Annotated in this window: 23 protein-coding genes; 21 read left to right on the top strand and 2 right to left on the bottom strand. The window is 72.4% G+C overall.

The window, feature by feature from the left end; translation table 11 throughout:
- Window positions 1–102: 102 nt before the first annotated feature.
- The 8 genes from ftsY to BMY07_RS09305 all read left to right on the top strand — a co-directional run bounded on the left by ftsY (window position 103) and on the right by BMY07_RS09305 (window position 8,652).
- The gene (gene ftsY / locus BMY07_RS09340; RefSeq protein WP_092776577.1) at window positions 103–1,518 is read left to right on the top strand and encodes a signal recognition particle-docking protein FtsY; all 1,416 of its coding nucleotides are present in this window, start codon (window positions 103–105) and stop codon (window positions 1,516–1,518) included.
- A 139-nt stretch (window positions 1,519–1,657) separates the two neighbouring features.
- Window positions 1,658–2,335: a response regulator transcription factor gene (locus BMY07_RS35860; protein ID WP_092776576.1), complete on the top strand. Its 678-nt coding sequence runs from the start codon at window positions 1,658–1,660 to the stop codon at window positions 2,333–2,335.
- A gap of 61 nt (window positions 2,336–2,396) precedes the next feature.
- Entirely contained in the window at window positions 2,397–4,697 is a 2,301-nt protein-coding gene (locus BMY07_RS09330; RefSeq protein WP_143073415.1) for a glycosyltransferase family 2 protein, read from the top strand.
- Window positions 4,698–4,710: 13 nt separating this feature from the next.
- Window positions 4,711–5,511 carry a DUF4397 domain-containing protein gene (locus tag BMY07_RS09325; protein ID WP_092776573.1) on the top strand — a complete coding sequence of 267 codons (801 nt, stop codon included), beginning with the start codon at window positions 4,711–4,713 and terminating at the stop codon, window positions 5,509–5,511.
- Window positions 5,508–6,116: a class F sortase gene (locus tag BMY07_RS09320; RefSeq protein WP_092776571.1), complete on the top strand. Its 609-nt coding sequence runs from the start codon at window positions 5,508–5,510 to the stop codon at window positions 6,114–6,116. Before BMY07_RS09325 ends, BMY07_RS09320 begins: the two co-directional genes overlap by 4 nt.
- A 142-nt stretch (window positions 6,117–6,258) precedes the next feature.
- Window positions 6,259–6,903, top strand: a complete 645-nt coding sequence (locus BMY07_RS09315) for a sensor histidine kinase (protein WP_092776569.1) — start codon at window positions 6,259–6,261, stop codon at window positions 6,901–6,903.
- Complete coding sequence (locus BMY07_RS09310; RefSeq protein ID WP_092776567.1) at window positions 6,900–7,556, top strand: response regulator; 657 nt, start codon at window positions 6,900–6,902, stop codon at window positions 7,554–7,556. Before BMY07_RS09315 ends, BMY07_RS09310 begins: the two co-directional genes overlap by 4 nt.
- A gap of 55 nt (window positions 7,557–7,611) precedes the next feature.
- The gene (locus BMY07_RS09305; RefSeq protein ID WP_092776565.1) at window positions 7,612–8,652 is read left to right on the top strand and encodes a DUF6986 family protein; all 1,041 of its coding nucleotides are present in this window, start codon (window positions 7,612–7,614) and stop codon (window positions 8,650–8,652) included.
- Here the strand turns inward: BMY07_RS09305 and BMY07_RS09300 are convergent.
- Window positions 8,610–9,272 (bottom strand): (2Fe-2S)-binding protein, encoded by a 663-nt coding sequence (locus tag BMY07_RS09300; RefSeq protein ID WP_143073414.1) that lies wholly within the window; start codon window positions 9,270–9,272, stop codon window positions 8,610–8,612. The genes BMY07_RS09305 and BMY07_RS09300 overlap by 43 nt on opposite strands.
- A gap of 210 nt (window positions 9,273–9,482) precedes the next feature.
- Here BMY07_RS09300 and BMY07_RS09295 point away from each other — a divergent pair, with 210 nt between their 5' ends.
- Genes BMY07_RS09295 through BMY07_RS09285 form a run of 3 tightly spaced genes read left to right on the top strand, consistent with a single transcriptional unit; the run spans window position 9,483 to window position 13,522 of the window.
- Entirely contained in the window at window positions 9,483–10,808 is a 1,326-nt protein-coding gene (locus BMY07_RS09295) for an ammonium transporter (protein WP_218150648.1), read from the top strand.
- Between the two features lie 5 nt (window positions 10,809–10,813).
- Window positions 10,814–11,152, top strand: a complete 339-nt coding sequence (locus tag BMY07_RS09290; protein ID WP_092776563.1) for a P-II family nitrogen regulator — start codon at window positions 10,814–10,816, stop codon at window positions 11,150–11,152.
- A 3-nt stretch (window positions 11,153–11,155) separates the two neighbouring features.
- Window positions 11,156–13,522, top strand: coding sequence for a [protein-PII] uridylyltransferase (locus tag BMY07_RS09285; RefSeq protein ID WP_092776561.1), 2,367 nt, complete (start codon window positions 11,156–11,158; stop codon window positions 13,520–13,522).
- Window positions 13,523–13,997: 475 nt separating this feature from the next.
- Here the strand turns inward: BMY07_RS09285 and BMY07_RS09280 are convergent, their stop codons facing one another.
- Window positions 13,998–15,863, bottom strand: coding sequence for a hypothetical protein (locus BMY07_RS09280; RefSeq protein ID WP_092776559.1), 1,866 nt, complete (start codon window positions 15,861–15,863; stop codon window positions 13,998–14,000).
- Between the two features lie 246 nt (window positions 15,864–16,109).
- On the opposite strand from BMY07_RS09280, the gene ffh reads away from it, so the two are divergent.
- The 10 genes from ffh (at window position 16,110) to lepB (ending at window position 24,894) form a co-directional block, all read left to right on the top strand.
- On the top strand, window positions 16,110–17,648 hold the full coding sequence (gene ffh, locus BMY07_RS09275; RefSeq protein WP_092776557.1) for a signal recognition particle protein: 1,539 nt from the start codon (window positions 16,110–16,112) through the stop codon (window positions 17,646–17,648).
- Window positions 17,645–18,718: an amidohydrolase family protein gene (locus tag BMY07_RS09270; protein WP_177215506.1), complete on the top strand. Its 1,074-nt coding sequence runs from the start codon at window positions 17,645–17,647 to the stop codon at window positions 18,716–18,718. The genes ffh and BMY07_RS09270 overlap by 4 nt, the downstream gene beginning before the upstream one ends.
- Before the next feature lie 76 nt (window positions 18,719–18,794).
- A complete protein-coding gene (locus BMY07_RS09265) occupies window positions 18,795–19,571 on the top strand; it encodes a CPBP family intramembrane glutamic endopeptidase (RefSeq protein ID WP_092776555.1) in 777 nt (258 codons plus the stop codon).
- Window positions 19,568–20,317 (top strand): LamB/YcsF family protein, encoded by a 750-nt coding sequence (locus BMY07_RS09260; protein ID WP_092776553.1) that lies wholly within the window; start codon window positions 19,568–19,570, stop codon window positions 20,315–20,317. The genes BMY07_RS09265 and BMY07_RS09260 overlap by 4 nt, the downstream gene beginning before the upstream one ends.
- A gap of 175 nt (window positions 20,318–20,492) precedes the next feature.
- The gene (gene rpsP / locus BMY07_RS09255) at window positions 20,493–20,933 is read left to right on the top strand and encodes a 30S ribosomal protein S16 (RefSeq protein WP_092776551.1); all 441 of its coding nucleotides are present in this window, start codon (window positions 20,493–20,495) and stop codon (window positions 20,931–20,933) included.
- On the top strand, window positions 20,930–21,169 hold the full coding sequence (locus BMY07_RS09250; protein WP_092776549.1) for an RNA-binding protein: 240 nt from the start codon (window positions 20,930–20,932) through the stop codon (window positions 21,167–21,169). Before rpsP ends, BMY07_RS09250 begins: the two co-directional genes overlap by 4 nt.
- Window positions 21,170–21,180: 11 nt before the next feature.
- Complete coding sequence (gene rimM / locus BMY07_RS09245; protein ID WP_092777290.1) at window positions 21,181–21,702, top strand: ribosome maturation factor RimM; 522 nt, start codon at window positions 21,181–21,183, stop codon at window positions 21,700–21,702.
- Window positions 21,702–22,472 (top strand): tRNA (guanosine(37)-N1)-methyltransferase TrmD, encoded by a 771-nt coding sequence (trmD, locus tag BMY07_RS09240; protein WP_092776547.1) that lies wholly within the window; start codon window positions 21,702–21,704, stop codon window positions 22,470–22,472. Before rimM ends, trmD begins: the two co-directional genes overlap by 1 nt.
- A gap of 124 nt (window positions 22,473–22,596) precedes the next feature.
- Entirely contained in the window at window positions 22,597–22,956 is a 360-nt protein-coding gene (rplS, locus tag BMY07_RS09235) for a 50S ribosomal protein L19 (protein WP_018682038.1), read from the top strand.
- Between the two features lie 1,089 nt (window positions 22,957–24,045).
- Window positions 24,046–24,894 (top strand): signal peptidase I, encoded by an 849-nt coding sequence (gene lepB / locus BMY07_RS09230; RefSeq protein WP_245782319.1) that lies wholly within the window; start codon window positions 24,046–24,048, stop codon window positions 24,892–24,894.
- Window positions 24,895–24,898 lie beyond the last annotated feature (4 nt).

Raw genomic sequence — 24,898 nt, 5'->3', positions numbered from 1 at the left:
GGGACGGGCCGACGGAGGTCACCGGGGGCCTATTGGACCACGCCGGGCGCGGCCCCGGCCGGTGTCCGGCACCCCGGTACCCGGGGATGCGAGGATGGCCCGGTGTCGAACACCCTGATCGTCGTCCTCGTCGTCGTGCTGGCGTTGCTCGTCGCCGCCCTGGTCACCGGGGTCCTGCTGGCCAGGCGCAGGCGGATCAGCCTGGACAAGCCGAAACCCGAGGTGGCCGAGCGGCGCAGGGGCGGCGGCTACCAGGCGGGCGGCGGGATCAGCCTGGCACCGGGTGGGCAGCAGGCACCGCCGCACCCGGCCGGTGAGCGGACCGAGGTGGACGGCCAGCCCGGGGTCGGCGACGACGCCTCGGTGCCGCGCGACTCGCCCAAGCGGCCGATCGTCGACATCACCCTCCCCGACGCGACCGCGCCGACCACCGCGCCGGACGCCACCGACACCCCGGACGCCACCGAGCCCGCCGAGCCGGTCCAGCCCGTGCTCCCGGTGCTGCCCGAGGTGGTCGTCCCGGAGCCGATGCCGGTCATCGTCCCCGAGGCGGTCCGCCCCGAGCCCGAGCCGGTCGAGGAGATCGCGCCGACCAGCGGTCGCCTGGAGCGCCTGCGCGGGCGCCTGGCCCGCAGCCGGTCCACCCTGGGCCAGGGCCTGCTCGGCCTGCTCGGCGCCGGTGACCTCGACGAGGACTCCTGGACCGATGTCGAGGACACTCTGCTGCTGGCCGACCTCGGCGCCACCACCACCGAGGAGATCGTCCAGCGGCTGCGCACCGAGCTGGTCTCCCGCGGTGTCCGCACCCCGGACCAGGCCCGCGCTCTGCTGCGCGAGGTGTTGTACGACGTGCTGCGCCCGGAGATGGACCGCGCGGTGCGCGCCCTCCCGCATGGCGATGGCGACAACAAGCAGCCCGCGGTCGTGTTGGTCGTTGGGGTCAACGGCACCGGTAAGACCACCACCACGGGCAAGCTCGCACGTGTTCTTGTCGCTGACGGGCGCTCTGTCGTCCTCGGTGCCGCGGACACGTTCCGCGCCGCGGCCGCCGACCAGCTCCAGACCTGGGCGGACCGCGTGGGCGCCCAGGTCGTCCGCGGCAAGGAAGGCGCCGACCCGGCCGCGGTGGCGTTCGACGCGGTCAAGCTCGGCCGGGAGAGCGGCGTCGACACCGTCCTCATCGACACCGCGGGCAGGCTCCACACCAAGACCGGCCTGATGGACGAGCTGGGCAAGGTCAAGCGGGTGGTGGAGAAGCAGGGCGAGGTCGACGAGGTGCTGCTCGTGCTCGACGCCACCACCGGCCAGAACGGCCTCACCCAGGCCCGCGTGTTCGGCGAGGTCGTCGACGTCACCGGCATCGTGCTCACCAAGCTCGACGGCACCGCCAAGGGCGGCATCGTCTTCCAGGTGCAGCGCGAGCTCGGCGTCCCGGTCAAGCTGGTCGGGCTCGGCGAGGGCGCGGACGACCTCGCGCCGTTCGACCCCCGCGCGTTCGTCGACGCCCTTCTCGACTGACCAGCCCTTCTCGACTGACCAGCTCTTCTCGACTGACGGCCCTGCTTGGCAGGCAGCAGGCACCCCCACCACACGAATGGGTGACTCTCCTCCATCTGGATGAGGACAGCGGCGGCCCGCTGCTGCACCGTGTCCGGCCGTGGAGCTCATCAAACTCTGGCTCGTCGACGACCACACGCTGCTCACCGAGGCGCTGACCGCGCGGCTCGCCGCGTTCACCGACCTGTGGGTGGCGGGCCGCAGCGCCAGCGACGACCCGAGGTTGGGCGGCAGACTGGCCCAGGAGCGGCCGACGATCATCACCGTGGAGCCGGAGGCGGTCCGGGTGCCGCAGGCCGAGCTGTTCGCGACCCTGCGCGCGGCCGCGCCCGAGGCGCGGCTGGTCGCGCTCACCGGGAGCAAGGACCCGGCTCGCGCGCTCGCGGCGGCCAGGGCCGGGGCGGACGCGTGGATCTCGAAGGCGTCGGGGATGGCCCACCTGGTCGAGGTGCTGCGCGGGGTGGCCAGGGGTGACGCGTGGTTCCCGCCGCGGCTGCTGGGGGCCGTGCTCCGCGGCTTGCGGGACGACCTGCGGCGCGGCGCGGACGGTCCGCTGGACGCGTTGTCCGGCCGGGAGCGCGAGGTGCTGGAGTGCATGGTGGACGGCATGCGCGGTCCGCAGATCGCTGCCGAGTTAGGACTGTCCACTAATACCGTCCGAACGCACACCCACAGTGTCTACGCCAAACTTGGTGTGCACAGCCGATTGCAGGCTGTTAGCGCTGCCCGCGCCGCCGGTCTCTTGCCCCGGGCGAAGGATCCCGTCCAGACGTCGTAGGCCGCCTCATCCAGCGGGGTGAGCCGGTTTCGTCCGTTGGAACCTACGGTCGCCTCGTCGGATGGGCTGGGGGTGGCGTGGTGGGCGGCGGCGGACCGGTGCCGAGGTGATCCCGGCGTGGGTGTTGGCGGTTGTCGCGATCGGCGTGGGCTTCACCGTTGCCTCGGTCCTCGGGGTGTTGCGCAGGGACCGTGAACACGGCTCGTCGTCGGTCGACTCGATCTCGCGCGTGCACCGCTCGGTCGTCGTGCTCATCAACGGGCGCGAAGAGGACTCCCCTGTCGCGATCGAGGCGGCGGAGAGGCTGGTCGCGCGCGAGGACATCTACGTCGGCACGGTGCCCCCCGAGGGCTACGAGTACGTGCTGCTGCTTGAGCCCGATCACCGACCGGACCCGCGGTTCCTCGACCGCACCATGCCGCTGTTCGACGACCCCGACGTCGTCGGGGTGGCCGGGTACGCGCGCGTGGACTGGCGTGGTCCGCGTGTGCTGACCGCGTACCGCGCCAGGGCGTTGGCTCTGGGCCAGTGGTTGCTGACGGTCGCCAGGTCCCGCCCGCGCACCGAGGTCGCACGGTTGGCCCCGAGCCCGGCGCGCCTGTTCCGCACTCGCGTGCTCGCCGACCTCGACCTCGGATCCAACCTCTCCCAACAGATCTACCGCCGTCGACTGGGCCGTGTCCTCGTCGTTCGCGGGGCCATCGTGGACATCCCGGCCCCAGCAGGCCTGGGGGAGTACTGCACGCAAGTCAGCACTTGGGCGCGGGACTTCTGGCGAAGCTCTTGGCGTAACCGGTTCCCCCGGGGCACACCGGCCTTCGCGGTCGAGACGGTTATCGCCTCGGCCTTGTGGTTGGCGCTGCCTGTCCTGGTTGTCACCGGCGTGGTCACCATCCCGGCGCTGCTCTTGGGCGTGTTCCTGCCCGATGTCCTGCTGACACTCGTTGTGGCGTTGCGACAGCGAGAACAGCGCTACCTGCTCGTGGCGCTCTTACTGCCATTCGTGCGTGTCCTCGATGCGAGTCTCGTGTTCCTCGCGCTCTTGCCGCGCCGCTCGGTGGCCGTGGCCGGTTGGCTGGTCGCGGTCGCCTCCGCTGTGGTGTTCGTGTTCCGCGTGCACGTCATGGCCGCTCGACTGCCCGTCACGTCACTCGAACCAGGCCTGGTGGACGCGGCCTACTCGCGCGTGGCGGGACTACAGGGCATCCCGGTCGCCTTCGACATGTGGGCGACCACCCTCCAACTCGTGCTCTACGGCGGAGTCAGCGGATCCTTCAACCGTTACGACACAGTCCTGACCGGTGCCCGTGAGGCCTCTGTCGCTGCCGCCGCGGTAATGGCCCTCTGTGCGTTGCTCACCGCGGCCGTTCTTCGTCTACACCCGTTGTTGGTGTCTGCGGTGCTGGTTGTCTGCTGCGCTACCGCCCCACTGTTCGCCACCGCGGGCCCGCGCACGTTTGCCGCCGCGTGGCTCGGTATCGGCGCGCTCGCTCTTGCTGGGGCTATCACCCGGCGTACCGCCAAGCTCATCCCAGCCGTCATCATCGCGGCGATCGCGGTAGTCCTCACTGTCCTCCCGAGCCCTCTTGCGGTTGTCGTGCCGGGCTTGTTCGTGGCCGCGTTGTTCGGCGTGGCGATCTTGTTGGACAGGCTTCCGCGCGCTGCCCGTCCCGCGTTCGCGGTAGCGACACTGGCCGCCGTAGCCGCTGTCGCCTTGAGCGTCCCCGCGGTCCGTCCGGTAGCGCCAACGGTCGACCACCGCGCCATCGCCGACTGGCTTGACTCGAACGCGACCGGCGATCTCGACCTCTCCGCACCGCCGCTGTTGTGGTCCGACCTCACCCGGGACCTCGCCGACACCGACGGCCGCGTCCGCCGCGGGGGATCGGCCGCGCTCGCTGTCGACGGTCCCGGGCTGCCCGTGGCGACCTTCCCCGGCGCCACCGTCAGCCTCACCGCGGGCGGCGCGGGGTTCGTGGGGGACGGCAACCGGGCGGTCGCGGGCGCTGACCTGGCCGCGAACACCAAGATCACCGCGCCCGACCAGGTGCGGGTCGCCTTCGGCACCGGCCGGGTCGACTTCCGCGCCATGGCCGTGCTCGCCGAGATCAGCGCCCAGTTCCCCATCACCATCGCCGAGGTGGCCAACCCGGCGCCGGAGATGGGCTCAGAGCTGCCGCTGCGCACCGTCGTGCTGTCCGCTGTGGACGGCCGCCCGGTCACCGACCCCGCGGTCGCCGCCGAACTCCGCGCCTGGTTCACCGCGCAGCTGCCGCCCTACGCCCCCGACGACTTCCGCCTCACCGACCGGGGGTTCGCCGTGTCCTGGCGCCTCTCCGGTAACCCCGTGCCGAACCGATAGAAGGACCCGTCCAATGCGCCCCACACTGATCCTGCTCGTAGCGGCGATCCTGACCGCTCTCGGTGTCACGCCCGCACACGCCGCTAGCGGTACCTATCTCCGGCTGGCTCACCTTTCCCCCGACACGCCGAACGTCGATGTCACGGTCACGAACTTCGCCAGACCCGACTGGTCGGTGAAGCTCGACGGTGTCGGGTACGGCGCTGTCTCCGGGTACCAGCGGGTGGAGCCGGGCACCTACACGATCGCGATGCGCGCGGCGGGTGCCGACCCGAAGTCCCCGCCGGTCATCTCCGCGACCCTCCAGGCCACCGAGGGCCGCGCCTACACCGTGGCCGGGCTGGGCAAGTTCACCTCGCTCGCGCTCAAGGTCCTCGACGACGACATCACCCTCCCGCCGAGCGGGCAGGCGCGGATGCGTGTCGTCAACGCCGCCCCCAAGACCGGTGAGCTCGACATCGACCGGGCAGGCGTACCGGTGATCGAGCGCGCTGTCTTCGGCCAGGCGACCAACTACACCCTTGTCCCGGCCGGTGCCTCCGTGCTGAAGGTCGTCCCGAGGGATGCCACGCCCACCGACCTCCCGGTGAACCTCGACCCCGGTGGCGTCTACACGGTTCTGGTCCTGGAGAAGAACGGCACGCTCACCACCGAGGTCACCGCTGACGCCAAGGGCGCCGAGGTAGTCCCGACCGGCGGCGTTGAAACCGGCGAAGGTGGGACCAGCCCCACCGTGTTGCTCACCCTCGGGCTGCTAGTGGTCGCGGGCGCGGCAGGCGCGCTGTTCACCATGATGGTGCGCAGGCGCGGATGATCGGTCGGGTCGCTGTCGGCGCGTTGGGCGCGATCGTCGTGCTGTTCTGCTTCGCCGTGACCGGCGAGGCGGAACACCCGCACGCGATCAGCCCCGCCGCCGTCACGCCCACCGTGCCGACGTGGTCGGTAGCGACAACGGCGACCGCTACCACCGTCGACCCCAGGCCGGTCCGACTGCGCATCCCCGCGATCGGCGTCGACACCCCGCTAGTCGACATCGGCACAGACAACACGGGCGCGCTCATCCCACCCGTGGCCGCGGACATCGCGGGCTGGTTCACCGCCGGCCCGGTACCCGGCGCCGTGGGCCCGGCCCTGCTCGCCGGGCACGTCGACTCCCACGCCGGACCGGGCGTGTTCTTCCGGTTGGTCGACCTGCGGCCGGGCGACCGCGTCGAGGTCGACCGCGCTGACGGCACCCGCGTCACCTTCGCCGTCGCGGCCACCACCCGGGCCCCGAAGACGGCGTTCCCCACCGACCTCGCCTACGCGCCCGTGCCCGGCCCCGAACTGCGCCTGGTCACCTGCGGCGGCGCCTTCGACCGCGCCGCGCGCAGCTACCGGGACAACATCATCGTCGAGGCCTACCAGACCCTCGGGTGACCGGATCGTCACTCCACGTCAGACAACTCGCCGGAAAAAGTAAGCCATACGGGTGAACCGTTGCGCCGTCCGCACCGAATACAGCGAAACGCGCGACACCTGCGCGCCGATCTCGCAAGTGGACTCTCGCAGGGGGTGCCGGATGGACTGGCCCGTGGACCGCCGGACCGGCCCCGGGCGGCGCGGCACCGACCAGGTGCGCCCGTTCGGGGCCGACCAGGACGTCCTGCACGACATCGGCCACGAGTTGGCCACCCTCGCGCTGCTGGCGGAGTCCGTGCTCGGCGGCCCCGGGCTGTCCGAGGAGGCCAGGACCAGGGTCGCGCTGATCGAGTCCCAGGTGGCCAGGCTCGTCGACCTCGTGCGCGGCACCCCGGTGACCACCCCCGTCGACGTGCGCGCCCTGCTCGGGCAGGTGGTCGCGGTCGCCGCCGCCGCGGGCGCGCCGGTCGGGCTCGCGCCGGGGGAGCCCGTCACCGCCGACCTGGACCCGGCCGTGCTGTGGCGGGTGGTGTCCAACCTGGTCGCGAACGCGGTCCGCGCGGGTGGCGAGGTGACCGTGGCGGTCGTCGGGACCGAGCCGCTCGTGGTCGAGGTCGTCGACACCGGTCCCGGGTTCGGGGCCGGTCCACCGGGTCGGTCCGGCCGCGGCCTGGGCATCGTGGACGCTCTGGCGCGCTCGGTCGGCGGAGTCGTCCGGATCACCCCGCGGCTACCGACCGGTACGCGCATCCGGGTGGCCTTCGGCGTCGTTGAGCCAACCGACGGCACCCCGGAGGCGACATGACGGACCTGCTGCTCTGCGACGACCACACCGTCTTCGCCGACGCGTTGAGCACTGTGCTCACCCAGCACGGGTTCACCGTGCGCGGGGTCGCCGCCACCGTCTCGGGTGCCGTCGCGGCTCTGCGCGGCCTCAAGCCGGACCTGTGCCTGCTCGACCGCACGCTCGCCGATGGCGATGGCATCGACGCGCTCGGTGAGCTCATCAAGGCCAGCACCCACACGAAGATCCTTGTGCTGACCGCCGACGACAACCCTGACACGGTCGCCCGCGCGTTAGAGGCAGGCGCGGTCGGTTACCTGCACAAGACCGGCAGCGTCACCGCCCTCGCTCAGGCCCTGCGGCGCGCGTTGAACGGCGAGGTCGTAGTCGAACTGCCGAACCGCGTCAGCCGTTCGCGCTCACCGGAGATCGGCGACGCCCAACGCCTCGCCGCGCACCTCACCCCGCGCGAACGGCAGTGCCTGGCGCTGTTGGTCGAAGGGGCCAGCACCGTGGCCATGCAGCGCCGGATGGGCATCTCCTCGACCACCGTGCGCACCCACATCCAGGCCCTGCTCACCAAGCTGGGTGTCCACTCGCGCCTGGAGGCGGCCTCGTTCGCCGTCCGCAACCGGCTCCTGGTCGACCCCCCGCACCGGGCCACCGGGACGTGAACGCCGGAGGGTGATCCAACTGTCTGAATCGGCCCGGCGGGGTCACTATGGACACATGCGGACGACCCTCGACGGCGCCCTGATCGCCGGTCTCGTCGCCACCCTGGCCGAGACCGCGCCGGAGGCGTCCCCCGTGGACAGCCGGGCCGTCGCCAGACAACCCGCGCACACCTGCCTGGTCCCGGTCCAGGACGCCACCGACGACCTCCCGGCCCGCTGGGGCGCCCTGGCCGCCGCCGCGCTCGCCGAGCACGCGCCCGACCCGGCCGCGCTGGCCGGGATCGTCGGCATCCCCGCCGCGCTCGCCGCCACCGTGTACGAGCGCGTGCGCGGCAAACTCGCCGCCGACCCGGTCGAGGACGTCCGCATCGATCTGGCCCGCCGCGAACACGACACCGGCGACGCCGACGCCGCCAGGGCCGCCGACCTGCTCGGCCGCTGGTGCCTGGCCGAGTCCGGCCTCCGGGTCCGCTCGTTCGGCACCGCCGAGTCGTTCCGCCGCGCGGTCCGCTCGCTCGACCTGTCGATCACCGCGCTCGGCAGGCCCGTCACGCTGACGCTGCCCGAGGTCACCTGGACCGAGCAGGTCAGGGTGATGGTGGGCCTGCTGGAGGTCCTGGAGCGCAGGCTCGGCCTGCCGGACGGCGCGCTGCGCTTCGAGATCGGCGTCGACACCGCGCGCGCCGTGCTCGACCACAGCGGCCGGTGCGCGGTGCCCGCCCTGATCGCGGCGGGCCAGGGCCGGGTGTCCGGGCTCGTGTTCGGCGCCGACACCTACGCCGCGACCTGCGGGCTGACCGACGCCGACGTCGACCACCCGGTCTGCGACCTCGCCCGGCACGCGATCCTCATCGGCGCCGCCGGTAGCGGTGTCCGGCTCTGCGACAGCCCCACCACCCTCTTGCCGGTAGGAGACGCCGTCGTCGAAGGCTGGCGTAGGCACTACAAGCAGGTGCGGCGCTCTCTAGCGCTGGGGTTCCCGCAGGGAGTCGACATCCACCCGGCGCAACTCGTCTCGCGCTACGCCGCCGTGTTCTCCCACCGGCTGGAGACTCACAGCGCGGAGAGCCTCGCCAACCTCTCCTCGGGAAGCTGACGGGGACAAGAGACGCACTTAGGTCCGCCGGTCGCCTCATAGATCAGGCAACAAGATCCGCGACGGACGTAATCGCGACCGTTGACGTTGACAAAGCGCGGAGTAGCCAACTCCGGGACATCTTCCGCCAGCGATAGCGCTATCTCCTTGGTTCCCCCCGACCACAACACGCGGTTCGCCAACGAGTCCGTCGCCACCGCCCACAGCGTGGGGACCCTCGCCCCGGTCACCTCGGCCACCGCCTCGATCACCGACTCGAACACCGCGCCCACCGCGACACCGGGGGAGGGGCACAGGGAGTCCGAGGTGGCCGCCAGGATCCGCCCGTCGTCGTGCAGGTGCAGGGTCACCGCCGCCGGGTCCAACGCCAGCCCGGTCACCACCAGCGACTCGACCGTCGGCGCGGGCAGCATCATGCTCGCCGAGTACCACCAGAGCACGCCCAGCACCGGCAGGTCCCCGCACCGGTACATCCGCCCCGCCGCGCGGACCTGCTCGGCGACCCACCCGACGTCGGTCGCCAGCGCCACCGGCGTCGGCGTGAGCCCGGAGGTCTCGGCGCCGACGTGATAGGGCAGCCGCGTGGCCACGGCGACGTAGACCTCGATCACCCCGCTCATCGCCGACCACGTTACCCGTTACCGACCGCTCACCACTCGTGAGAGAAACCTGGCCGTAACACCCGCGAGTAGGTAGTTCACCCGCGCGAAACGCGCGGCGTCACTCCGCGAAACAGCACCCCCCGATGCTTCCCGGCAATCAACAGTTCACGGGAGGACGATGTGAACGCAGGAGACACAGCCTGGGTACTGGTCAGTGCCGCGCTCGTCATGCTCATGACCCCCGGACTCGCCTTCTTCTACGGCGGCATGGTGCGGGCCAAGAGCGTGCTCAACATGATGATGATGAGCTTCATCGCCCTGGCGGTGGTGACCGTGCTGTGGGTGCTCTACGGCTACAGCCTCGCCTTCGGCGACGACCTGGGCGGCGGGCTGCTCGGCGGGTTCGACTTCGCGGGCCTCAAGGGCGTCGTCAGCACCGTCGTCGGCACCGCGCCCACCGACCCCAACGCCCCCTGGGTCGACGGCCACCAGATCCCGCACCTGGTCTTCGTCGTCTTCCAGCTCATGTTCGCCGTCATCACCGCGGCGCTCATCTCGGGCGCGATCGCCGACCGGGCGAGGTTCTGGGCGTGGACGCTGTTCATCGCCGTGTGGGTCACCATCGTGTACTTCCCGGTGGCGCACTGGGTGTTCGACTTCAACGGCTTCACCGGGGTCGACTTCGTCGGCGGCTGGATCGCCACCAAGCTCGGCGCGCTCGACTTCGCGGGCGGCACCGCCGTCCACATCAACGCGGGCGCCGCCGGTCTCGCCCTGGCCATCGTGCTCGGCAAGCGCAAGGGCTGGCCGCGCGAGCCCATGCGGCCGCACAACCTCCCGTTCGTCCTGCTCGGCGCGGGCCTGCTCTGGTTCGGCTGGTACGGCTTCAACGCCGGGTCCGCCCTCGGCGCGAGCGACCTGGCGGGCGTCGCGTTCGTCACCACCTCCGCGGCCACCGCCGCCGCGGTCCTCGGCTGGCTGCTGGTCGAGCAGTTCCGCGACGGCAAGCCCACCACCCTGGGCGCGGCATCGGGCGCGGTGGCCGGTCTGGTCGCCGTCACCCCGGCCGCCGGGTTCGTCAGCCCGCTCGGCGCGCTGCTGATCGGCCTCGTCGCGGGCGTCCTGTGCGCACTCGCGGTCAGCCTCAAGTACCGGTTCGGGTTCGACGACTCCCTGGACGTGGTCGGCGTTCACCTGGTCGGCGGGCTCGTCGGCACCCTGATGATCGGCTTGCTCGCCACCACCGGTGTGAACCCGGCGGGCAAGGACGGCCTGCTCTACGGTGGCGGCCTGGACCTGCTCGGCAAGCAGGCGATCGCCGCGGTCGCGGTGCTCGGCTACTCGTTCGTGCTGACCCTCGGCATCGGGTTCCTGATCCAGAAGACCATCGGCTTCCGGGTCGCCACCGACGCCGAGCGGGCGGGCATCGACGAGGCCGAGCACGCCGAGAGCGGCTACGAGTTCTCCAGCCTGCGCGGCGGCGGGTCGTCGCTGAGCAGGACGGCGGACGTGCTGGCGAGCAAGGTCCCCACGACCGCGGGCAAGGAAGGCTGAGGACCATGAAGCTGGTCACCGCGATCATCAAGCCGTTCACCCTCGACGAGGTGAAGGCGGCACTCGAACAGCTCGGCGTGCTCGGCATGACCGTCAGCGAGGTGCAGGGCTACGGCAGGCAGAAGGGCCACACCGAGGTCTACCGCGGCGCCGAGTACTCGGTGGACTTCGTGCCCAAGGTGCGCGTCGAGGTGCTCACCGACGACGCCACCAGCGACAAGGTCGTCGACGCCGTCGTCGAGGCCGCCCGCACCGGCAAGATCGGCGACGGCAAGGTCTGGGTGACGCCGGTGGAGACCGTGGTCCGGGTCCGCACCGGTGAGCGCGGGACGGACGCGATCTAGCGGATGGCACCCGGCCACCCAGCCACCCCGGCGGCGGCGGACCTGCTGCTCGCCCGCGACCGGCTGCTCGCCGCCGCGGGTCCCCGGTCCGCCGCCGGGCACCGGCTCACCCCCGCCGCGCTCCGCGAGGCGCTGGCCGACCTGCACGAGTTCTGGCTCACCGCGCACGCGGACCGGGCCGGGATCGGCGGCAGGGGCGGCGGCGTCGCCCTGTTCGCGGTCGGCGGCCTCGGCAGGCGTGAGCCGGTGCCCTACTCCGATCTCGACCTCGTCCTCGCCCACGACGGCCGCACCAGGGTCGACGACCTGGCCGAGCGGCTCTGGTACCCGCTGTGGAACTCCGGCATCGGCCTCGACCACTCGGTGCGCACGGTCGGCGAGGCCCTGGAGGTCGCCTCCGGTGACCTGCGGACCGCGCTGGGCCTGCTCGACGCCAGGCACCTGGCTGGCGACGCCGAGATCACCGCCCGGCTCGCCGCCTCCGCCCGCGACCGGTGGCGCTCCGGCGCCCGCACACGGCTCGGCGAGCTGGTCGAGTCGGTGCGGGCCAGGTGGTCGCGCGCGGGCGAGGTGGCGCACTGGGTGGAGCCCGACCTCAAGCACGGCCGCGGCGGCCTGCGCGACGTCGACGTCCTGCGGGCCCTGGCCCTCGCCCAACTCGTCGACCGCCCCGACGCCGACGTCACCGCCGCGCACACCCTGCTGCTCGACACCCGCACCGAACTGCGCCGCATCGCCCGGCGGCCCCGCGACGTGCTGCGCCCCCAGGACGGCGACGAGGTCGCCTCGGCGCTGGGCCTCACCGACCGGTTCGCGCTGGCCAGGGCCCTGTCCGGCGCCGGTCGCGCGGTCGCCTACGCGCTCGACGTCGCGCTCCGCTCCACCGGCGCCGACTCGTCCCCACGCCGCGTCCTCGGCGTCCTGCTCCGCGCCCCGGCCCGCAGCCCGCTCGACGAGGGTGTCGTCCTGCACGGCACCGAGGTCGCCCTGGCCAGGGACGCCGACCCCGCCAAGGACCCGGGCCTGCTGCTGCGGGTCGCCGCCGCCTCGGGCCGCACCGGACACCCCATCGCCCCCGCCGCCCTGGCCCGGCTCAGCGAGTCCGCGCCGGAGCCGCGTGCGCCGTGGCCCGCCGACGTGCGCCAAGACCTCGTGGCGCTGCTGGGCGCGGGGGAGGGGCTGACCGATGTCGTCGAGGCCCTCGACCGCGCCGGACTGTGGGCGCGGCTGTTCCCCGAGTGGGGCGCGGTCCGCGACCTGCCACCCCGCGACGCCGCGCACGTGTGGACCGTCGACCGGCACCTGGTGCGGACCACGGTCACCGCGGCCCGCCTGGTCACCTCCGTGTCGCGGCCCGACCTGCTGCTGCTCGGCGCGCTACTGCACGACATCGGCAAGGGCAGGGACCGCGACCACTCGGTGGTCGGCGCCGCGCTGGCCGCCCAGGTCGGCACCAGGCTGGGGCTGCCCAAGTCCGATGTGGACATCGTGGCCGCCGTGGTCCGCCACCACCTGCTGCTCCCGCACACCGCCACCCGCCGCGACATCGACGACGAGACCACCATCCACCGGGTCGTCGACACCCTCGGCGGCGACCCGGTGCTGCTGGAGCTGCTGCACGCCCTGGCCGAGGCCGATTCCCTGGCCACCGGCCCCGGTGTGTGGACCGAGTGGAAGGCCAGGCTGGTCGCCGACCTGGTCGCGCACTGCCGGACCGCGATGGCGGGCGGCACCCTGCCGCAACCGGACCCGCTCGACGACGCCCAGCGCGCCCTCGCCGAGTCGGTCGCCACCACCGGCCGCCCGGACGTCCTGTTCGAGGGCGCGGGCCAGGCCGCCACCGTCACCCTGGCCACGGTGGACCGCCCCGGCGTCCTCTCCCGCGCGGCGGGCGTCCTCGCGCTCAACTCCCTGCAGGTCCACGCGGCCACGGTCGCCACCCACGCGGGCATCGCCGTCGGCGTGTTCGCGGTGACCCCCCGCTTCGGTTCCCTGCCCGACCCCTCCCTCCTGCGCGAGCAGTTCACCCGCGCCATCTCCGGTTCCCTGCCCCTGGCGGAAAAACTCGCCGCCAAGGAACACGACTACGGCGGCCGCGCCACCGATGCCCCAGCCCCCAAGGTCCTCTGGTTCGACCACGAGGCAGGCGGCCCCGACCCGCGCGCGGTCGTCCTCGAACTCCGCGCCACCGACCGCATAGGCCTACTCCACAGCGTCGCCACCGCCCTGGAGTCTGAGGGTGTGGACGTCAAGTGGACCCGAGCCACCACCCTGGGCACCGCCGCCGTCGACGCCTTCGGCTTCACCCCACCCGCGACCCCCCACTGGCGAACCCACATCGAACACCGAGTCCTCGACGCCGCCCGCTGACCCCACCTCCTCGACTCCGCTGGTTCCTGGACCCGGCTGGTTCTCGATCCCGCTGTCCTCGACCCTGCTGTTTCTCCAGTCCGTAGTTCTCCAACCCCTGTCCTCGACTCCGGCCGTTCCTGGAACCGGTGGTTCTCGATCCCGCCGTTCCTTGACCCGGCTGTTCCTCCAGCCCGCTGGTTCTCGACCCGGCGGTTTCTCGTCGCCGCTGTTCGTTGATCCGCTGTCGTGCGACCGCCGCGCTTCGGCGCTGCTGACCTGCCCAGGGGCGGCTGAGTAGTCCTACCCACCCTCACCCGGGTGCCCTCACGCTGTGCCGGAACCGCCCGCGCCCGCGAGACTTCACCCGTCGCGCCGAGCACGACGGGTCACGCCGTCGGGGTTGATGCCGGGGAGGGCGTCCACCCACCCCCACTCGGTGCGGCAGCCCCCGGGTGGGGCCCGTTCGAGGGGTCGGGCCTCATTCCCGGGGGTCTCACGGTTGCTGCCGCCGCGGGGACCTGATGGCGACGACCGTCGCGGAGCCCAGGGCCGTTCCGGCGATGGCGAACCCCATCACCAGGTCGGCCAGGGCCGTGCCGCCGATCCTGGACGCGGTCACCAGTGCGACCTCGGCGGTGAAGAGCCCGGCCAGGACCACACCGGCCGTGACTGCCGCGCTGGGCCTGCGCACGGTCGTCAGCGCCGCCGCCACCACGAGCAGGAGAGCCGCGACGGCACCCCAGAGCGCCCAGGGGGACTCCTCGTCGATCATCCGGGAGGCGCCCCAGGTGTCCGTGGGGGTCAACGGGGCCAACCCGCGCAGCGCGTCGCGCGACTCGACGCGCCCGAAGGCCCCGCCGAGCGTGGCCAGCATGCTGAACCCGATCACCCCCAACGCCACCGCCAGCACGGCCTGCCCGTGGGCGAGCGCGCCCCGCTGCACGAGCACGAGCCCGACGACCCCCGCGAGCACCACCGGCGCCAACAGGACCAGCACCGGTGTCGCGCCGGTGATCGGCACGCCAGGCCCGAACCCGGCGGGCATGTGCGCCCACCACAGCACGAACGCCACCTGCCCCACCAGCAGGTAGGTCGCCGCCGCGACCACCCCCGGCCGCCGGTGCGCGCGCACCAGCGCCCACGCGGCGCCCGCCGCCACGACCAGCCCCACTGCCGCCGCCAGGCTCAGCGGCGACAGACCCGACCGCTCGTTCAGCAGGAACAGTTGGCTGACCGGCTTGGTCAACGCCAACCCCACCAGCACGACACCGGCGAGCACCGCCCCGGGCACGCCGGGTAATCGGATCGCGAGAACCGTGGCGCCCGCGCACACCACGAGCGTGACCGACCCCTGCACCCAGTACGACCACCCCAGCACCGGCAGCGCCTGGGTCGTGAACGAGACCGCCGCCGTCCCCGCGACGGCGGCCAGCGCCCCCGGCGTCGTCCCACCGCCCGGGCGCAACCACCCCGCCAGCCAACTCGCCGCGGCCAACGCGGGTCGCAGCAAGATCCCCAGTACCGCGAGGACCACGACCGCCGCGGGCACCAGGGCCAGCACCACCTCGACCCCGCCGCGCGGCGGCCGGATGAGCAGCGCCAGCGGCGGCACCGCGACCGCGCACCCCACCACGAGCCCGCCCGCCGCGTCGCGCCGCAGCATCGCGATCACGCCGAACAGCGCGGCCAACCCCAGCCCGGCCACGAGGGTCACGATCAGCACCCCGGGCGGCAGGTGCCGGTTGGCGCCACGCCCGAGTCCCGACCCGGTGATGAGCCCCAGCGGCATGAGCCCGGTGCCGACCGCCGCCGTCGCGGCCAGGGCACCTGCCGTGATCCCCACCGTGCTCCACGGCGAGTCCGGCCCCGACCGCACCACGACGCCGACCGCGAGCAGCGCCAGAACCAGCATCGTCAGCGCCACCGCGAGTCTGCTGGCCTCGGCCGCGACCATCGCGGTCACGATCGCGGTAGGGACAACGATCCCGACACCGACAACAGCCGCCCGCATGCCCTGTGCCGCGAAGTTGAGCAAGAACGCGAGCACGGGCAAGAAGGTCAACACCACGACCACCATCGGGGACAGCGGCGTCGCGCCCGTGTCGGACTGGTCGGGCTTCGCGCTGGAGACCAGCACCGGTCCGAGCAGGTACGCGCCGAGCAGCACGAGCGATGTCCCGACCCCGCGCGCCACCTCGGCGCCCGCGGTGGCCGCGATCCGCCCGGAGCGCAGCACGCCGAACCCGATCGCGATCGCCACCGCGAGCACCAGATATCTCGGCACCGGCGGGACCGCCGCGAACACCGCGACGCAGGCGACGCCGAGCAGGACACCGGTGGTGACGAGCAGTCTTGACACGAGCGTTCCCGGCACGCGCGCCGCCGTGTTTCCCTTTCCCACCATGGCTTTCCCCCAGTCGCGGTTGATGTCCGGGCGGCAAGTTAGCACCGGTTCGGCGGCGGCCGCGCGGAGTTGTCCACAGGCCACCCGATGGTCAGAACGAGGACGTCCGGGCGGTACCACCCCCGGGCCGACTACCCTCGGGGTGTGGCCGTGCCGAGCACGGCCGACCGACCCGACCCGCAAGGCTGGAGTGCCGCACCCGTGTTCGACACCCTCTCCGACCGGCTCACCTCGGTCCTGCAGAACCTGCGGGGCAAGGGGCGGCTGAGCGAAACCGACATCGACACCACCGCGCGCGAGATCCGCATCGCGCTGCTGGAGGCCGACGTCGCGCTGACCGTCGTGCGGTCCTTCATCGCCAAGGTCAAGGAACGGGCCAAGGGCGCGGAGGTCTCCGGGGCGCTGAACCCGGCCCAGCAGGTCGTCAAGATCGTCAACGACGAGCTCGTCGCCATCCTCGGCGGCGAGACCCGGCGGTTGAACCTGGCCAAGACCCCGCCGACGGTGATCATGCTCGCCGGTCTGCAGGGTGCCGGTAAGACGACCCTGGCAGGCAAGCTCGCGCGCTACCTCAAGAACCAGGGCCACGCGCCGCTGCTGGTGGCCTGCGACCTGCAGCGCCCCAACGCGGTCACCCAGCTCCAGGTCGTCGCCGAGCGCGCCGGGGTCGCGGTGTTCGCCCCCGAGCCGGGCAACGGCGTCGGCGACCCGGTCGACGTGGCCAGGCGCGGTATCGACGAGGCCCGCCGCAGCCAGCACGACATCGTCGTCGTGGACACCGCCGGTCGGCTCGGTGTCGACGAGGAGCTGATGCGCCAGGCGGCCGACATCAAGGCCGCGGTGGCCGCCGACGAGGTCCTCTTCGTCGTCGACGCCATGATCGGCCAGGACGCGGTGACCACCGCGGAGGCCTTCCGCGACGGCGTCGGCTTCACCGGCGTCGTGCTGACCAAGCTCGACGGCGACGCCCGCGGTGGTGCCGCGCTCTCGGTCCGCGAGGTCACCGGCGCGCCGATCATGTTCGCCTCCAACGGTGAGAAGCTCGAGGACTTCGACGCCTTCCACCCCGACCGGATGGCCTCGCGCATCCTCGGCATGGGCGACGTGCTCACCCTCATCGAGCAGGCCGAGCAGCACTTCGACCAGGAGCAGGCCGAGAAGGCCGCCGCCAAGATCGGCACCGGCGAGCTGACCCTGGAGGACTTCCTCGAGCAGATGCTCGCGGTGCGCAAGATGGGCCCGATCGCCAACCTGCTCGGCATGCTGCCCGGCGCGGGCCAGATGAAGGACGCGCTGGCCCAGGTCGACGAGAAGCACATCGACCGGTTGCAGGCGATCATCCGCGGCATGACCCCGGCCGAGCGCCAGGACCCGAAGATGATCAACGCGTCCCGCAGGCTGCGCATCGCCAACGGCTCCGGCGTGCAGGTCCGCGACGTCAACGACCTGGTCAACCGGTTCTTCGAGGCCAAGAAGGTCATGCAGCAGATGGCGGGCCGCTTCGGCATGCCCGGCGGCCGGGCCAACCAGCGCAAGCAGAAGGGCAAGAAGGGGAAGAAGGGCAAGGGCCCGACGCCGCCGCGCAACCGCGGCGGGTTGCCCGGTGGGCTGCCCGGCGGTTTCCCCGACGTGTCCGGGATGCCGCCCGGCCTCAACCAGCTCCCGCCCGGCCTCGGCGGTCTCGACGGGCTGCCTCCCGGCTTCGACCCGTCGCGGCTGAAGTTCCCCAAGAAGCCGTGACCGCGCTGCACCTGCGCGGGGTCGTCCTCCCCGGCCACGACGAACGCGACCTGTGGATCGTCAACGGCCGGGTCCGGACCACACCGGTCCCGGGAGCGGAGACCGTCGTCGACGGGGGCTACCTGCTGCCCGGCCTCGTCGACGCGCACTGCCACATCGGCATCGGCCCCGAGGGGCCGGTGGACCTGGACACGGCCGCCGCGCAAGCGGAGGTCGACCGCGACTCCGGCGCGCTGCTGCTGCGGGACTGCGGTTCCCCTATCGACACCAGTTCGCTTCAGACGCGCCTGGACCTACCGAGGATCGTGCGCGCGGGCAGGCACATCTCCCGCCCTAAGCGCTACATCCCGCACCTGGGCGCCGATGTCGGTGACCCGGAGCAGTTGCCCGCGGCCGTGGCCGAGCAGGCCGCGAACGGCGACGGTTGGGTCAAACTCGTCGGCGACTGGATCGACCGCGATCGCGGCGACCTGGCCCCGTTGTGGTCGGACGAGATCCTCGTCGAGGCGATCGCGGTAGCCCACGCCGCGGGCGCCAGGGTCACCGCGCACGTCTTCGGCGAAGAGGCGCTGCCCGGCCTGGTCAACGCGGGTATCGACTGCATCGAGCACGGCACGGGCCTCACCGAGGACGTCATCGCCGAGATGGCCCGCCGCGGCACCGCGCTCGTGCCCACGCTCATCAACATCGAGAACTTCCCCGGCATCGCGGCGAAGGCGACGAAGTACCCCGCCTACGCCGGCCACATGGTCGACCTGCACGCCCGCGCGGGTGCGATGGTCGCCGCCGCGGTCGAGGCCGGGGTGCCCGTCTACGCGGGCACGGACGCGGGCGGCGGCATCGCCCACGGCCGGGTCGTCGACGAGATCGCCGCGCTGCACCGGGCCGGGATGTCCGCCGAGGACGCCATCGCGGCGGGCTCGTGGGGCGCCAGGTCGTGGCTGGGGTGGTCTGCTCTGGACGAGGGGTCCGCCGCCGATGTCCTCGCCTTCGACGCCGACCCGCGCAAGGATCTGGAAGTGCTGCGAAGCCCGAAGAGGATCATCCTGAGAGGCAGGATCGTCGGGTGATCCGGCCTGGCGGCCCGGATCGCTCCGACTAGTCTCTGCGAACCGCAGGAATCGGACGTACTGACGGGGGAACGCGATGGCACCACCTCCGCCCGGTGACCCCACCGCCGCGACAGCGGCGGAGTCACCACCTGAACCCGCTACCGACCCCGGCCGCGACCACAAGTGGGGCTTCGGCGCTTTCTTGTTCGTCTTCGCCGTGTTCGTGCTCTCCGCCGTGGTCATCAACGCGCTCATCGGCCTGGCGGGCCCGGACTCCACCGACTCGATCGCGGTGATCCTGGTCGGCACCATGGTCCCCACCGCGCTGGCGACCCTGGCGACGCTGCTGGTCACCCGGATCCGCGGCAACGGCCCCAAGATCGACCTGCGCTGGTCCTACAACCGCGACGACCTGCGCGTCGGCCTGAAGTTCGGCCTCATCGGGCTGGTGTGCACCACCGTCGCCGCCGCGATCTGGACCCGCGTCGTCGGCGAGCAGGACGCCACCTCGTCGCTGGGCAGGCTGGTCGACAACCAGACCATGCCGGTCGCCGCCGCGATCACCCTGTTCCTCTATGTCTGGCTGGTCGGCCCGCTGTTCGAGGAGATCATCTACCGCGGTCTGCTGTGGGGCGCGCTCGAACGCCTGCAATGGGGCCGCTGGGCGGTGTTCGCGCTGACCACGGCCATCTTCGCGGTCAGCCACCTGGAGCCGCTGCGCACCTCGCTGCTGCTGGTCATCGGCGTGCCGATCGGGCTGGCCAGGCTCTGCAGCGGCCGCCTCGGCGCCAGCATCGTCGCCCACCAGGTCAACAACTTCACCCCGGCGCTCGCGGTCCTGCTGATCAGCCTCGGCGTGATGCACTCGTGAGCGCGCTCGACCTCAACAGCGACCTCGGCGAGGGCTTCGGCGTCTGGCGGCTCGGCGACGACGACGCCCTGCTCGACGTGGTGACCTCCGCCAACGTCGCCTGCGGGTTCCACGCGGGGGACGCCCCGACCATGCGCGCGGTCTGCGTCGCCGCGGCGGCCAGGGGAGTGGCGGTCGGCGCCCAGGTGTCCTACCGTGACCTCGCCGGGTTCGGCCGCCGCTTCATCGACGTCGAACCCGACCGCCTCGCCGACGAGGTGCTCTACCAGATCGGGGCTCTAGAGGCGTTCGCCCGAGCCGCAGGTACCCGTGTCTCTTACGTCAAACCGCACGGCGCCCTCTACAACGCCACCGTGCACCACGACGCCCAGGCCAAGGCCGTCGTCGCGGGCGTCCGCGCCTTCGGGGACCTACCGGTGCTCGGCCTGCCAGGGTCACGCCTACTTGCCGCCGCGGGATCCTCGGGCGTTGAGGAAGCCTTCGCCGACCGGGGCTACACCCCCGAAGGGACTCTCGTCCCGCGCGGCACCCCAGAGGCGCTGCTCACTGACACCGCCGCTGTCGTCGAACGCGCTGTCCGCCTTGCACAGACCGGGGAGATCGTGGCGGTCGACGGCACGGTGTTGGCCCTACCGGCGCGGTCGCTGTGCCTGCACGGGGACACCCCTGGCGCTGTCCACCACGCGCGCGCGGTCCGCCAGGCCCTGGCGGAAGCGGGCGTCACACTCGCCCCGTTCACGCCCTAGACCCCCGCGAGTTCTCGTTCCGGCACCCCGTCTGGCAGAATTGGCGGCTGTCCGTCGTGGCCGGACCCTCTCACCGTGCCGTGACACCCGAAACCTTCGGGCGCGTTCCCGAGCCCCACACGGGACCGCCGCGCCCGGCACCGCATTACGAGAGCTTTGAGGAGCACCCCTACCCGTGGCCGTCAAGATCAAGCTGCAGCGCCTCGGAAAGATCCGCGCGCCGTACTACCGCATCATCGTCTCCGACGCCCGTACCCGCCGCGACGGCAAGGCGATCGAGACGATCGGCCGGTACAGCCCCAAGGAGGAGCCGAGCCTCATCGAGGTCGACTCCGAGCGGGCCCAGTACTGGCTCGGTGTCGGCGCCACGCCGACCGACCCGGTGAAGCACCTGCTCGAGGTCACCGGTGACTGGCAGAAGTTCAAGGGCCTGCCGGGCACCGAGGGCACCCTGCGGGTCAAGGAGCCGAAGCCGAGCAAGCAGGAGCTGTTCGAGGCCGCGCTCAAGGCCGCGGGCGACGACCCGGGCACCGAGGCGACGACCCCGAAGAAGAAGTCCGCGCCGCGCAAGGCCGCCGAGGACACCCCCGCCGAGGCGGAGGCCGCGGCCGAGTGAGTGCCCTCGCGGACGCCCTCGAGCACCTGGTGCGCGGCATCGTCGACAACCCGGACGACGTGCAGGTCGAGCTGGTCACCACCCGGCGCGGCCGCACCCTCGAGGTGCACGTCAACCCCGAGGACCTTGGCAAGGTGATCGGCCGGGGCGGCCGCACCGCGACCGCCCTGCGGACCGTGATGGCCGGGGTCGGCGGTCGCGGGATCCGGGTGGACGTGGTGGACACCGACCACTGACGGTGTCGACCATGGACAAGCCCGACCTCGTCGTCGTCGGCCGGGTGGCCAAGGCGCACGGCATCCTCGGCGAGCTCGCCGTGGACGTGCGCACGGACACCCCGCGGCTGCGGTTCGCCCTCGAGGCGACCGTGACCGCGCGGCTGCGCGACGGCACGCACCACCAGCTGACGGTGTCAGCCGCCCGGCAGCACGCCGGGCGGCTGCTCGTCCGCTTCACCGAGGTCCCCGACCGCGACGCCGCCGAGGCGATGCGGGGCGCGCTGTTGCTGGCCTCCACGGCCGACCTGCCGCCCATCGACGACCCGGACGAGTTCTACGACCACCAGCTCGAGGGCCTCACCGCCGAGCTGCTCGACGGCACCGTCGTCGGGGTCGTCCGCGAGATCAGCCACGGCGCGGGCGGCGAGACCCTGGTCATCGACCGCGACAGCGACGAGGTCCTGGTCCCGTTCGTGCGCGAGATCGTGCCGACCGTCGACATCGCGGGCGGCCGGGTCGTGCTCGACCCGCCGGAAGGCCTGATCGAGTAGTGCGCGTCGACGTCGTCACGATCTTCCCCGAGTACCTGGAGCCGCTGCGCGCGGCGCTGCTCGGGCGCGCCATCGACCGCGGGCTGATCAGCATCGGCGTCCACGACCTGCGCAAGTGGACCTACGACGTGCACAAGGCGGTCGACGACAGCCCGTACGGCGGCGGCCCCGGCATGGTCATGAAGCCCCAGGTCTGGGGCGAGGCGCTCGACGAGGTCGCCGCGGGCTCCACGCCGCGCCTGATCGTCCCCACGCCCGCGGGACGGCCGTTCACCCAGGCCATGGCGCACGAGTACGCCGCCGAGGAGCACCTGGTGTTCGCCTGCGGCCGCTACGAGGGCATCGACCAGCGGGTCGTCGACGACGCCGCCACCAGGATGCGCGTCGACGAGGTCTCCCTCGGCGACTACGTGCTCGTCGGCGGCGAGGTCGCGGTCATGGTCATCGTCGAAGCGGTGGCCAGGCTGCTGCCCGGCGTGCTGGGCAACCCGGTCTCCGCGCAGCAGGACTCCTTCTCCGACGGCCTGCTCGAAGGGCCCAGCTACACCCGGCCCGAGGTGTGGCGCGACCGCGCCGTGCCGGACGTGCTGCGCTCGGGCAACCACGCCGCGATCGCCAGGTGGCGGCGCGACCGGTCGCTGGAGCGGACCGTCGAGCGCAGGCCCGACCTGCTCGCCGCGCTGCCCCCCGGCAGCCTGGACAAACACGATCGGGCACTCCTCGACACCCTGCGTGCGGGGGCCGATTTCGGGTCCGGCGACCCCGTCTGACATACTTTCCGGGTTGACGCGCCCCCGGCGCGGCTCACAAGCCCACCCGAGCCAGGTAGATCGGCACGATGCCGCCCTGGCCGGGACGTACGAGCATCGTGACGAAGACGAGGACGGACTACCGATGAACACCCTGGATGCCCTGGACGCCAAGTCGCTGCGTTCCGACATCCCGGACTTCCGCCCGGGTGACACGCTGAAGGTCCACGTTCGCGTCATCGAGGGTTCTCGCTCGCGCGTCCAGGTCTTCCAGGGCGTCGTCATCCGTCGTCAGGGTGGCGGGATCCGCGAGACCTTCACCGTCCGCAAGGTCTCCTTCGGTGTCGGGGTCGAGCGCACCTTCCCGGTGCACACCCCCAACATCGCCGAGATCGAGGTCGCCCGCCGAGGTGACGTTCGCCGCGCGAAGCTGTACTACCTGCGTGAGCTGCGCGGCAAGGCCGCCAAGATCAAGGAGAAGCGGGAGCCGCAGACCGCTTCCTGACGCGGTCAGCACACCCGCTCACGTACGCTCGACTGCGTGGTCGACCGCCCTCCTCACCGTGTGCCACCGGACGCCGTGGCAGAGTCGGAGCACTCCCGTCGGGAGGCGGTCGACCGTACCCGTGAGCCGGTGCGCCCCCCTGAGCCTGACCAGGGCATCCAGCACACGGAGCCGATCAGCAAGCGCGGGGTGAACGGGCACCGGGTCAACGGCGCCCCCGCCAACGCGCCGCTGGTGAACGGCACGCCCGTCACCTCTCCCGCGGCCAAGCAGGCACCGGGCGGTCAGGCACCTGGCAAGCCCGCGAAGGTCAACGGGACGCCGGTCAACGGGTCCCGGGTGAACGGCAAGCCGGTTCCCCGGGACAACCGCACCGAGCCGATCCGGCGCAAGCCGCCGGTCCCCGAGGTCCCGGCGCTGCCCGAGGTGGCCCCGGCCGACCCGGAGTTCTGGTTCGGCGCCCCGCTGGCCGAGGAGCCCCCGCCGTGGGTCCCGGAGGCCCCGGCCGCCGAGCACCGCGCCCCGGGGTACACCCGTCCGGGCGGCAGCCAGCCGCCACCCCGTGTTGGTGATGTGCCGCGCGGCCCGGGCGAGCATCATTCGGGGATGGTGCCGATCGACGACACCGACGAGACGATCCCGGTTTCGCGGCCCACCCACTCGCCCACGCGGACAGATCCGCCCCCGCCCCGCCTGCCCGGTGGCTCAAGGTCGGATCTCCCCGTCGTCGGCCCCCAGCGTCGACCGGACTCACAGTCACGGTCAGACCTACCTGTCGCCGGTCAGTCCTCTCGGCACGACATGCCCCCGGTGACCCCCCAGCCGCGTCCGGAGATGCCGTCGCGGTCCGATTTGCCCTCCCTTCCCGCGGTAGTGCCCACGCCGCCTCCGCGCACCAAGGCGCCTGTCGGGCCGTCCGTGCAGATCTCGGAGCTGGTGGAGCCGCCGGACTGGGAAGTCGAAGAGGCCGAGGAAGCCGCCAAGGCCAAGCCCGCGGCAGACGTACCCGATGTCGACCTGACCGCGCTCATCCCGCGTGTACGTGCTCGCGCGCAAGAGATCCCGGTCAAGGGCTCCAGGCGCAGGCGGGTGAAGACCGACGAGCGCCCCAAGGGGGGCCGTCACCGCCGTCCGCCGCGTAGGCAGCCGCTGTGGCGCGAGATCCTGACCCTGGTCGGCGTCGCGTTGCTGCTGACCTTCCTGATCCAGCACTTCATCGGCCGCGTCTACTCGATCCCGTCCGGGTCGATGGAGCAGACGCTGCACGGGTGCCCCGGGTGCAGCGGCGACCGCGTGTTCGTCGACAAGGTCGTCTACGTCTTCCGCGACCCGACCCCCGGCGACGTCGTCGTGTTCAAGGGCCCCAACACCTGGACCGAGCACGACGCCGCCACCGAGGACACCGGCAACGCGTTCACCCGCGCGTTCCGCTACGCCGGGTCGTTCATCGGCATCGCCCCACCGGACGAGCGCGACTTCGTCAAGCGGGTCATCGCCGTGGGCGGGCAGACCGTCGAGTGCTGCGACGAGCAGAACCGGGTGCTGGTGGACGGCAAGCCGCTCGACGAGCCCTACATCTACTGGGAGAACGGCAACCCCAACTCGCAGAAGGACTTCGCCCGGGTTACCGTGCCCGAGGGCACGCTGTGGGTGATGGGCGACAACCGGAACAACTCCAGCGACTCGCGGTTCCAGGGTGGGGGCGGCGTGCGCGGGGTGGTGCCGCTGGGCAAGGTCATCGGCAAGGCCCGCTACATCGTGCTCCCGCCGTCGCGCTGGCGCGGGATCGGCGACCACAACCCGCAGGCAGGCCCGCAGCTGTCCGCCACGGGCTGGCAGCAGGGGGTCCCGCTCGGGGTCGGTCTGGCGGTGGCCTGGCCGGTGCTGTGGCTGAGCCGCCGCGTGAAGGACGCACTCACACCAAGGAAGGCTGAGTAGCTTG

Source organism: Actinokineospora terrae, assembly GCF_900111175.1.
In the GTDB taxonomy this organism is placed as follows: Bacteria; Actinomycetota; Actinomycetes; order Mycobacteriales; family Pseudonocardiaceae; genus Actinokineospora; species Actinokineospora terrae.
Note: the sequence above shows the minus strand (reverse complement) of the source record. Positions and strands in the feature narration are given on the sequence as shown.